12 protein-coding genes and 2 tRNA genes are annotated in these 11,089 nt (G+C 32.6%); 5 read left to right on the plus strand and 9 right to left on the minus strand.

Features of this window, described 5'->3' with window-relative positions; translation table 11 throughout:
• Positions 1–11 precede the first annotated feature (11 nt).
• From bla-B1-FLAV to nadC, 4 genes are all read right to left on the minus strand, one after another.
• Positions 12–770: a subclass B1 metallo-beta-lactamase gene (gene bla-B1-FLAV, locus GWR14_RS21985; RefSeq protein WP_163411296.1), complete on the minus strand. Its 759-nt coding sequence runs from the start codon at positions 768–770 to the stop codon at positions 12–14.
• 17 nt (positions 771–787) lie between these two features.
• Complete coding sequence (locus GWR14_RS21990; protein ID WP_163411297.1) at positions 788–1,219, minus strand: DUF2147 domain-containing protein; 432 nt, start codon at positions 1,217–1,219, stop codon at positions 788–790.
• Between the two features lie 3 nt (positions 1,220–1,222).
• Positions 1,223–2,143 (minus strand): YihY/virulence factor BrkB family protein, encoded by a 921-nt coding sequence (locus tag GWR14_RS21995; RefSeq protein ID WP_163411298.1) that lies wholly within the window; start codon positions 2,141–2,143, stop codon positions 1,223–1,225.
• 63 nt (positions 2,144–2,206) lie between these two features.
• Positions 2,207–3,064 carry a carboxylating nicotinate-nucleotide diphosphorylase gene (nadC, locus tag GWR14_RS22000; RefSeq protein WP_163411299.1) on the minus strand — a complete coding sequence of 286 codons (858 nt, stop codon included), beginning with the start codon at positions 3,062–3,064 and terminating at the stop codon, positions 2,207–2,209.
• Positions 3,065–3,334: 270 nt separating this feature from the next.
• Here nadC and GWR14_RS22005 point away from each other — a divergent pair, with 270 nt between their 5' ends.
• From GWR14_RS22005 to GWR14_RS22020, 4 genes are all read left to right on the plus strand, one after another.
• Positions 3,335–4,435 (plus strand): DNA alkylation repair protein, encoded by a 1,101-nt coding sequence (locus GWR14_RS22005; protein WP_163411300.1) that lies wholly within the window; start codon positions 3,335–3,337, stop codon positions 4,433–4,435.
• Between the two features lie 169 nt (positions 4,436–4,604).
• The gene (locus GWR14_RS22010; RefSeq protein ID WP_163411301.1) at positions 4,605–5,486 is read left to right on the plus strand and encodes a pirin family protein; all 882 of its coding nucleotides are present in this window, start codon (positions 4,605–4,607) and stop codon (positions 5,484–5,486) included.
• A 3-nt stretch (positions 5,487–5,489) separates the two neighbouring features.
• Positions 5,490–5,885, plus strand: coding sequence for an OsmC family protein (locus GWR14_RS22015; protein ID WP_163411302.1), 396 nt, complete (start codon positions 5,490–5,492; stop codon positions 5,883–5,885).
• A 6-nt stretch (positions 5,886–5,891) separates the two neighbouring features.
• Positions 5,892–6,176: a GNAT family N-acetyltransferase gene (locus GWR14_RS22020; RefSeq protein ID WP_163411303.1), complete on the plus strand. Its 285-nt coding sequence runs from the start codon at positions 5,892–5,894 to the stop codon at positions 6,174–6,176.
• Here the strand turns inward: GWR14_RS22020 and GWR14_RS22025 are convergent.
• The 3 genes from GWR14_RS22025 to GWR14_RS22035 form a co-directional block, all read right to left on the minus strand.
• Positions 6,165–7,121 carry an ABC transporter ATP-binding protein gene (locus GWR14_RS22025; protein WP_163411307.1) on the minus strand — a complete coding sequence of 319 codons (957 nt, stop codon included), beginning with the start codon at positions 7,119–7,121 and terminating at the stop codon, positions 6,165–6,167. The two genes, GWR14_RS22020 and GWR14_RS22025, sit on opposite strands and share 12 nt — an antisense overlap.
• A 103-nt stretch (positions 7,122–7,224) precedes the next feature.
• Complete coding sequence (locus tag GWR14_RS22030; protein WP_163411304.1) at positions 7,225–7,920, minus strand: OmpA family protein; 696 nt, start codon at positions 7,918–7,920, stop codon at positions 7,225–7,227.
• A 17-nt stretch (positions 7,921–7,937) separates the two neighbouring features.
• Entirely contained in the window at positions 7,938–8,441 is a 504-nt protein-coding gene (locus GWR14_RS22035) for a lipocalin family protein (protein WP_187356557.1), read from the minus strand.
• 202 nt (positions 8,442–8,643) lie between these two features.
• On the opposite strand from GWR14_RS22035, the gene htpG reads away from it, so the two are divergent.
• Positions 8,644–10,527: a molecular chaperone HtpG gene (gene htpG / locus GWR14_RS22040; protein WP_163411305.1), complete on the plus strand. Its 1,884-nt coding sequence runs from the start codon at positions 8,644–8,646 to the stop codon at positions 10,525–10,527.
• A gap of 395 nt (positions 10,528–10,922) precedes the next feature.
• Here htpG and GWR14_RS22045 read toward each other — a convergent pair.
• Together GWR14_RS22045 and GWR14_RS22050 are read right to left on the minus strand one after the other, a co-directional pair.
• Positions 10,923–11,008: transfer RNA gene (locus GWR14_RS22045), tRNA-Leu, on the minus strand.
• Between the two features lie 5 nt (positions 11,009–11,013).
• Positions 11,014–11,086, minus strand: a tRNA-Phe gene (locus tag GWR14_RS22050).
• Positions 11,087–11,089 lie beyond the last annotated feature (3 nt).

Here is an 11,089-nt window from a genome sequence, read left to right on the forward strand (position 1 = left end):
AGTCAGTATTATTATTTCTGACCGGATTTAAGAAAGCCTTTTTTTGAAAGATTATAATCTTTAACAAGTTTCATTGTATGAGTTAATGATTGAATACTAGTCCAGTCATCATGACCAGGAATAATATATTTCGGATTTTTAAATTTTGACTGAACCTTCTTTATTGATTCTTCCCATTCTTTTACATCTGCATCACCCAAATAACCTAAGTCTTTTGCTTCGGTACTTTTTATAAAACAGCCTCCATAAAGCACTTTTTCCTTATCAAACCAAACCACAATATTATCAGGAGCATGTCCTTTGCCTGGATAATAAACTTGAAACTTATGTGTCCCAACAGTAAATATCGTATCATTAGGAATTACAAATTCGGCTCTTTCTTTGTTGCTCCCTTTCAGTATTTCATCAGTAGATTTGATTGTATAGGTTTTGCTTTCTTTTTTCTTGTAAAAATCAAAACCCCCTGCACGATCATCATGCGAATGAGTTCCGAAAACCATTATTACATTTTTATTATGCTTTGCCTTTATACTGTCTAATAATGGCTGAAACTGAGTTTTATCCCAAGGAGCATCAAACATTACTACACCTTTATCTGTAACCAGATACATCGCATTTGCAGAAATTTTTACTCCTTTATAATTATTAAAAGTCCTGTAAACATAAAAGTCACCTGTAAGATGACTTATTTGTAATGGCGAGTTTTCAGATTGTCCAAAATTTTTTGAAACAATAGTCAGGAATAAAATTATCGAAACTAATTTCCACATGTTTTAAAAAAACCAAATTAATTCTTTACTCTCGTCCAGTATTGTGTTCTTCCTACAAGTGAAATACCTACATAACCACGCAATTTTAACTTATCTGCAGACTCTAATGTAATATAACATTTGTATTTTTTTCCGTTTGTAGGATCTAAAATTGTTCCTCCGTTATACTCGTCCCCGTCTTTTTTTAAACCATTCATAATAACCATTCCTAAAATTGGTTTGTTTTTTTCTGCTCCTTCACATTTTGAACAAACATCTTTTTTATGATCTGCACGAAGTATCTCTACAACTTTAGCATAAATTTTTCCGGACTTTTCATAAACCTCTACTATTGATTTTGCCTCCCCGGTTTCATCATCAATTGTTTTCCATTTTCCAACAACTCCCTGAGCCTGAATAGAGCTGAATGTTAGAAAAAATATACCAATAGTTAATACCCAATTTTTCATAATCTATTTATTTTTTTGTCTTAATTTCCTGATAGTCGCATTTAGTTCAAAACCTAAAAGTAAAATCATACAGTTTATCCAAATGTAAAACATTAGAATTAATAATGTCCCAATAGAACCATAAAGTTCGTTGTATTTTGAAAATTTTATAACCCAAATCCCAAAAAAGAATGAAGATATAACAATTAAGATAGTCGTAAAAACAGACCCTATACTTATAAAAGGTACTTTATTGTACTGCTTAGTACCATAACGCAATAATATTGAAGATGTTATCAAAATCATCAGAACAACAAACAGATAACGTCCTAAAATAATAAGCGGGATCCGGTCACTAAGTACATCCTGAATAATTGTTTTTTGAATAAATACCTCAAAAACTACAATCGTCGCTACCGTTACAAATAATATAACGGTCATTACAAGCGAAATTGCCAAAGCCACCAAATACTGATGCAAGAAACCGCGTTTATCAAAAACATGCTTTGAAGATTCAAAACCACTCAAAATTGCGTTAATACCATTTGCCATCAAAAAAATAGAAAGAAAAAATCCTGATGATAACAATCCTGAATGACTGTTATTTAAAATATCACTAATAATTTTACTGATTGCATCATATGTATTTGGTGGAACTCCCTGTTGAACAAACTGCAGAAAATCATCCTGAAAATTATCTATAGGAATAAACGGAATTAAGTTTAAGATAAACAACGCAAAAGGAAACAAAGCCATAAAAAAGCTAAAAGAAACCGCACTTGCGTGATACGAAAATGCACCATCAACAATACCGATAGTATACATTTCGAGCAGATCATACAATGAAAAACCTTCCAGCCAGGGCAGTTTTATTCTTTTCAAAAGCTGAACTAAAGAACGTACCACAGGCAGTTTTTCAATCCGCTCTTCTATCTCTTGCGACATATTTTTTTAAGTTTTTTTAGATCGTTAGACTTTTATATTTCCAAATATTACTTAATTTACAATTTAAAAGGCCTTCAGACTCAGATCCATGTTGTGAACAGAATGTGTTAAAGCTCCTGACGAAATATAGTTAACACCGCAAAGTCCATATTCACGAATCGTTTTTTCACTGATATTTCCTGAAGATTCTGTCTGACATTTATCACCAATTAATGCTACAGCCGTTTTAGTATCTTCATAATTAAAATTATCAATCAAAATTCTATGAATACCGTCGCTTAGTAAAATTTCTCTGATTTCATCTAAGTTACGGGCTTCAACAATAATTTTTAAATCGAGGCTGTTCGCTTTCAGATATTCTTTGGTTTTTTTAATCGCATGTGTAATTCCGCCGGCAAAATCAACATGATTATCTTTTAACATAATCATATCATACAACGCATAACGATGATTTTCTCCCCCTCCTATCTTTACAGCCCATTTTTCTGCCACCCTGAAATTCGGAGTTGTTTTTCGTGTATCTAATATTTTAGCGCCTGTCCCTTCCAAAAGCTTCATCAAATTGCTGGTTTTTGTAGCAATTGCCGACATACGCTGCATGGTGTTCAAAACCACTCTTTCAGCTTTTAAAATAGCCTGTGAACTTCCCGAAACTTCAAACACAACTTCACCATATTCTACATGAGTCCCATCTTCAATAAACGTTTTTACTTTCAGTTTCGGATCTACATGTTCAAATATCATTTTAGCAAGTTCAACTCCCGCAATTATCCCCTGATCTTTTACCAATAATTTGGCCTGACCATATGCAATATCCGGAATACAGGCAAGTGAACTGTAATCACCTGTACCAACATCTTCTCTAATGGCATTACTTATCAAAAGTTGCAATTCTTTCTGAAACTGAGCTTCGCTTATCATTTTTATGTTTTTAATAATATGCTAAATTAGGATATATTTTATGGATTTGAAAGTTTCAATAACATGAAAAGTTATACAAAACATCAAAAGTTTCCTTTTTAACTATTAAGGCATTAAGAAAATTTAAGTTTTATTTTTTAGTAAAATTTAATTATCCTCATTGAATAATCAGTATGAAAACTTAAACTCAAAATCTTAATAAACTTAATATCTTACTAGTTGAAAGATAGAAGAACATTAAATATCTTTGAGGTTCATTCAAATAAAATTATGGGATTAATTAAAGATATTTACTCGCTTTCTTTTTACGAAAAATTTGGACAGGCTGTCGCTGAAGTACATATTTCATTCAATAAACAAAAATTCATCGAAACTATATACGAAGGTGATTTTGCCCAAAAAGAATGGAAAGAAAGAATGAAGCACACTACAATTGTATTTCACAGGTTTATGCCTGAAAGTTTTCCTGAAGCCGTATCTTTAATAGATAAAATCATCGAAAACCTAAAGAAAAATAGTTTTACTGATGGCAATCTGGCTTTTATTTTCTTTGCTGATTATATCGAAATGTACGGTTTAGAGGATTTTGAAACTTCAACAAAAGCATTTGTTTCTATAACACAGTTTATAAGCTGTGAATTTGCGGTTCGTCCTTTCATTTTAAAATATAAAGAAAAAATGATTGCTGAAATGATAAAATGGTCTCTACACGAAAATCATCATGTTCGTAGATTAGCAAGTGAAGGTTCAAGACCAAGATTACCCTGGGCAATGGCAATTCCGTTTCTAAAAAAAGATCCTTCTTCTATTCTTCCAATTTTAGAGAATTTAAAAAAAGATCCGTCAGAATATGTTCGAAGAAGTGTTGCTAATAATTTAAATGATATTGTAAAAGATAACCCGAAAATTGTACTTAAAATTGCTTCAAGATGGAAAGATCATAGCAAAGAAACAGACGCAATCATCAAACATGGCTGCCGAACTTTATTAAAACAAGGACATCCTGAAATTTTAAGTCATTATGGCTTAGAAAGTACAAATATTGAACTTTCATCTTTCGAAATTAAAACACCAATTGTGAAAATTGGAGATTATTTACAGTTTTATTTCCACCTAAACAATAAAAATGAAGAACCAAAAACAGTTCGTTTAGAATATGCTGTTCATTACAAAAAGGCAAAAGGGCATCTGGCGAAAAAAGTCTTCAAAATCAGTGAAAAAATCTATCATCCCAACCAATTAACCAAGATTGAAAGAAATCAGTCTTTTAAACTGATTACAACACGTGTTTTTCATACCGGCATTCACCAATTATCAATTATAATTAATGGAACGGAGAGTGAAGTTTTAGATTTTGAATTGATTAATTAAAACAAAAAATTCACATATTAGAACAAATGGTTTTATTACAATTTGTACAATTCGTGTTTCTTTTATTTCTTATTTTTATAGTTACAAATTCAAAAATAGCTTTTCTTAATCTAAATTAAGTTACAGACTTGCACTACTGCTGTAATTTTGTTTTCAAATCAAATAAACCATGTCAAACATCAGTTTAATTATCGAAGAACGTGCTGCTAATATTGGCAATTTTATGGTGGGGAGATTATTACCTTTCCGTGAAAAAAGAGCCGTTGGACCATTTGTATTTATCGATCATATGGGACCTGCACATTTAAATCAATATCAAAATATGGATGTTCCTCCACATCCGCATATCGGACTTTCAACTTTAACATTCTTGTTTGAAGGCAGCATCATGCACCGTGACAGTTTAGGAACAGAATTAGAAATAAAGCCTGGTGCCGTAAACTGGATGACAGCCGGAAAAGGAATTGTACATTCTGAAAGAACTCCGGAATATTTAAGACATTCAGACAAAATGCTTCACGGATTACAGATTTGGGTGGCGCTCCCAAAAGAATTGGAAGAAATGGATCCGAATTTTACACATGTTGAAGCTCAGGATATTCCGGCTTGGGAAGAAAACGGCGTTTCATATAAATTGATTGCCGGAGAAGCTTTCGGAAAAAAATCTCCGGTTCCTGTTTATAGTCCATTATATTTTATTGAAATTAAAAGCAAAGAAACTCAAAAAATCAATATAGGAAAGGATTTATTTGGCGAAAGCGGTTTGTATATTTTAGAAGGAAGTATCAAAAATGGTGAACACGTTTACGATCCAAAACAAATTTTAATTACAAACGACAGTACACTTTGTGAATTCGAAATTGCCGCAAATTCAACTATTTATATTTTTGGCGGACAACCTTTTCCTGAAGAACATTTTATCTTTTGGAATTTTGTTTCATCCGATAAAAATCTTATCGAAAAAGCTAAACAAGACTGGACATCACAAACCTTTCCGAAAGTTCCGGGCGAAACCGAATTTGTCCCATTACCAGAACCAAGAATTAAATAATTTATGGAAACATTATCAGCAAAAATAGATACTCGTTTATATCGCACAGAAATAACATCTGCAAGCGGAAATATTGTGATTGCCGACGAACCTCAGGAAGCAGGCGGGAAAAATTTAGGATTTAGTCCGTCAGAATTACTTGCTTCATCATTAGCTTCCTGTACTTTAATTACTTTAAGAATGTACATTAACAGAAAACAATGGAATGTTTCTGAAATTGATGTAAAAGTTGATTTTGAAAGGAATTTAGATCAAAAAATATCATTATTTACCCGAAAAATTGAAATTACAGGAGAAATCGATGAAACTCAAAGACAACGATTGGAACTCATTGCAAACAGCTGCCCTATTCATAAAACATTAACCAATTCAATCGAAATTAAAACGACACTAATATAATTTATCATGGAAATTCAACAAATAAACGACACAAGAAGAGGCTATTTTGAAGCTGTAGAAGATGGAAAACAAGCAGGAAAAATGACCTACACCTGGGCTGGTGATGCAAAATTCATTATTGACCATACTGAAGTAAATGAAGAATTTAACGGAAAAGGTGTTGGTAAAAAATTGGTTATGGCAGCAGTAGAATACGCCAGAACCAACAATTTAAAAATTATCCCTCTTTGTCCTTTTGCTAAAAGCGTTTTTGACAAAACAGAGGATATTCATGATGTATTATTCCATTAAAGAATTAAGCCCCAGGAAAATTGTTATTTCAAGAGGTAAATCAAACTCGTTCTCAAAAAATATCAATTGTCTTTTATAAACAGTTTCAATCAAATAGTGATTTCCTCTAAAATAGGTTCTTCTGATTTTAACTTCCAAATCAGAATGCTCAACCATAATCAGTTGATGAGGATAAACTAATGATTTTTCAGTTTCATCTTCGGAATATCGTAACAAATGAGTCGAAATCTCATTCACTTCTCCAAAAAGAGAAGCGACATATTTCGAAGATGGATTCTTATAAATTTCTGCCGGATTTCCCTTAATGATAATTTCTCCGTTACGCATAACTATCGCTTCATTTGCAAATGATAATGCATCGGTACTGTCATGGGTTGCAATAATACAGGTAATTTTTTTCTGCTTTAAGTATCTGAATAAATTTCTTCGCAAAGCATTTTTTCGAAAAGCATCAATCTGACTAAATGGCTCATCAAGTAAAATCACTTCAGGCTCTAATGCCAAAACACGAACTAATGCTACTCTTTGCTGCTGTCCACCACTTAAAAATTTTGCTTTAACATTCGAAAACTGTTCCATCTCAACCATTTCCAAAAGCTCCTGAACACGAAGTTTTTTCATATTAGCAAAACCGTTAGAAAGAAACTTACCTACATTTTCAGCTACAGTCTCATAAGGAGATAAATCGAAGTCCTGTGCCAAATATTTCATATAAGGCATTCCGGGAATCAAATTATATTTTGGCCCCAAAATGGGTTTTTCTTCGTAAAAAATCTTTCCTTCATCCAAATCATACAAACCATACATAAGTTTTAAAAGCGTACTTTTTCCACAGCCGCTTTCTCCAATAATGGCAATATTTTCACCCTTATTAATTGTAAATGAAACGTTTTTTATAACGGATTTATCAGTATACGAAAAAGAAATATTTTGAATATCAAGCATGAGTTCTAATTGAGAGTTCAAATTTACAATGTTTAATTTCGAAAGGCAAAAAAAAGCTGCTTCAATTAAGAAACAGCTTTTAATAAATTTTATTGTAAATTAATTATTTTCCAGCTTGCGCTTTAGCATCATTCACCATTTTATCATTTGCTGTAATAGCAAACTCAACACGACGGTTTTGAGATCTTCCTTCAGCAGTATCATTAGTCGCAATTGGATCAGCTATTCCTAATCCTGAAGTTTTGAAACGACTAGCTTTTAACCCTTTAGAAACTAAGTAAGCCTGAACAGATGCTGCTCTCTGCCCTGAAAGTGTTAAATTATATTCTGGTTTCCCAGTGCTATCAGTATAACCAAAAATTTCGATATTCGTATCCCCATAATCAGTAAATACTGGAACTAACTTATCTAAATTTGCTTTCGCCTGAGAAGTTAATGTTGATTTATTAGTATCAAAACGAACAGCATTTTCATTCAAAGTCAAATGAATTCCTTCACCCACTCTTTCTACATCAGCACCAGGAAGAGCCTGATCAATTTCACGAGCCTGCTTATCCATTTTGTTTCCAATAAGAGCTCCTGTTCCTCCACCAACTGCAGCTCCAATTGCAGCTCCCAAAGCGGCATTACCGCCTTTTCCTAAGTTATTACCTAAAATACCTCCAATAACACCTCCTGCAACTGCACCAATTCCTGCGCCTTTTTGTGTATTATTTGCATTTTTAACCGAATCACAACTTGCAAAAAAACTAACCAATACAAGTAAACTGCTCAATCCTAAAATTGTTATCTTTTTCATCTTTATTCTATTTAATATTAATTAGCTCTTTGAAACTGGTATGTTACATCCTTAGTTTGTCCACCAACATTGATATTATCAATCAACTGAAATGAATTATCAGTTATTCCTGCTACTTTTAGCAAATATCCTGATTTAACATTCTTTGATTTAGTTCCCGGATCAACAATTTTAAGTACAAAAAGTCCCTGATCGTTAATACTCCAAACAATTGGAGAAGTAAATGCTGTACAACTTGAAGCATTCAGAGTCATTGATCCTTTATTATTATTTGAAATAAAATTCCATGTACTGCCAATGAAACATTTAGAATCTGCAAGATCAAAAGAAGTTACCTTAATATAATCAGAACCTGGATATGATACATTTGTAAGCACCCAGTTTCCCTTTAAAGCTACCTGAGTAGGTCTGTCTAGTTTAGTTGAAAGTTGTGTTGCTTCAGTTGAAGCAGTTGTAGACGAAGCTGATTTACACGCAAATAAAACTGCGGACATCATGCAAATGAAAACAATTTTCTTCATGTTTGTACATTTATTTAGGTTAATACTTACACATTTAACGATTATTCTATAACAAAGATACAATTCGTAGAACTATATTCTATTCCAAAATCAGATTATTTTCTTTCAAAATTAACACATACGACATTTTGTCACTATGAAAATAATTGGTATTCTATTTGAATAAGTGAAAATCATCACATTAAATCAAAAATTAAAAAATATGGCAACAGGTAAAATTAATGTTTCAGTAGAAAACATTTTTCCCTTAATTAAAAAGTTCTTATACAGCGACCACGAAATTTTCTTGCGCGAGCTTGTTTCTAATGGTACTGATGCTACTTTAAAATTAAAACATCTTATCAGCATTGGCGAAGCGAAAGTAGAATACGGGAACCCAATAATTGAGGTTAAAGTGGATAAAGAAGGTAAAAAAATCCACATTATCGATCAAGGTTTAGGTATGACTGCTGATGAAGTTGAGAAATACATCAATCAGGTTGCTTTTTCTGGAGCTGAAGAATTCTTAGACAAATACAAAGATTCTGCTAAAGACTCTGGAATTATCGGACATTTTGGTCTTGGTTTCTATTCAGCTTTTATGGTAGCTGAAAAAGTGGAAATCATTACAAAATCATACAAAGACGAACCAGCTGCACATTGGACATGCGACGGAAGTCCTGAGTTCACGTTAGAGCCAGCTGACAAAACTTCACGCGGCACAGAAATTATTCTTCACATTGCTGAAGATTCTCTTGAGTTCTTAGATGATTCTAAAATCAGTAGTTTATTGAATAAGTATAACAAATTCATGCCTATTCCAATTAAATTTGGAACAAGAACTGAAACACTTCCAAAACCAGAAGATGCTCCAGAAGATTACGTTAATGAAACTGTTGAAACTGACAACATCATTAACAACCCAAATCCAGCCTGGACAAAACAGCCTTCTGAATTATCTGATGAGGATTATAAAAACTTCTATAGAGAATTGTATCCAATGCAGTTTGAAGAGCCGTTATTCCACATTCATTTAAATGTTGATTATCCGTTTAATTTAACTGGTATTCTGTATTTCCCTAAATTGGGTACAGACATGCAAATCCAGAAAGACAAAATTCAGTTATACCAAAACCAAGTTTACGTTACAGATAATGTAGAAGGAATTGTTCCTGAATTCTTGACAATGCTAAAAGGTGTTATTGATTCTCCAGACATTCCGCTAAACGTTTCTCGTTCTGGATTACAGGCAGATGGCGCAGTTAAGAAAATTTCAAACTACATTACTCGTAAAGTAGCGGATAAATTAAAAGCTTTATTCAATGAAAACCGTGCTGACTTTGAAGCAAAATGGAATGATATTAAAATCGTTTTAGAGTACGGAATGCTTTCTGAAGATAAATTCTACGAAAAAGCAGGTGCATTTGTTTTATATCCAACTGTAGATTATACTTATTTTACTTTAGAAGAATTAAAAGAAAAACTAAAAGAAAACCAAACAGATAAAGATGGCAAATTAGTTGTTCTTTATGCCGGAAACAAAGATGCTCAACACTCTTATATTGAAGCAGCAAAAGATAAAGGTTATGAAGTATTACTTTTAGACTCTCCTATTATCTCGCATTTAATTCAGAAAATCGAAAACGATAACAGCGGATTAACTTTCGTACGTGTTGACTCTGATCACATTGACAACTTGATCAAAAAAGAAGAAAACACTATTTCTAAATTATCTGATGACGAAAAAGCAACTTTAAAAACTTCATTAGAAGCTTATATTCCAAAAGCTTACAGTGTTCAATTAGAAGCTATGGATTCTCAAGCAGCTCCATTCATTATCACGCAGCCAGAATTTATGCGAAGAATGAAAGAAATGAGCCAAACTGGCGGAGGCGGAATGTTCGGAATGGGTAATATGCCAGAAATGTACAATTTGGTTGTAAATACAAATTCTAATTTGGCTTCAAGCATCTTAAATACAGAAGACAAAACGCACAAAGAGCATTTAGTTAAACAAGCTTTAGATTTGGCTAAATTATCTCAAAACCTACTAAAAGGTGAAGCCTTGACTGCGTTTGTAAAAAGAAGCTTCGAAATGATTAAATAATTTATATTTAAATTAAAAGCAATAAGGACTGTCCCTCGGGACAGTTTTTTTATGTCTAATATTTAACAACATTTATACATTGCTCAATAAAAATCCGATACAATAAATTTCTAATTCGAAATCTAATACGATTAAATTAAAAAATTGAGTAATTAGAACTGCTATTTTTTTTAAATACCAATTTCATCATAATGAGGACCGGGCTATCCAGGCTACTTCGGCAACTTCTTCTTATTCCTCTCCCGGTTAGGTTTTCACCACAATACTTTTATTTATTATCAAACACAGTTATTTAATTAATGTTCCGAATTAACTAAAAACCTTTGTTCAAATTTCTCCAAAACCCAAAAAGCGCAATTACATTTATTTAGTAATTACGCTTTTTTTTGTTTTTGTACTCAGAGCGGGACTTGAACCCGCACGAACATTTCTGTTCACTGGATTTTAAGTCCAGCGTGTCTACCAATTTCACCATCCGAGCAATAGTGGTACCTCCAGGGATCGAACCAGGGACACATGGATTTTCAGTCCATTGCTCTACCATCTGAGCTAAGGTACCTCT

The sequence above is a fragment of the Flavobacterium ajazii genome, assembly GCF_010614725.1.
Classification (GTDB): domain Bacteria; phylum Bacteroidota; class Bacteroidia; order Flavobacteriales; family Flavobacteriaceae; genus Flavobacterium; species Flavobacterium ajazii.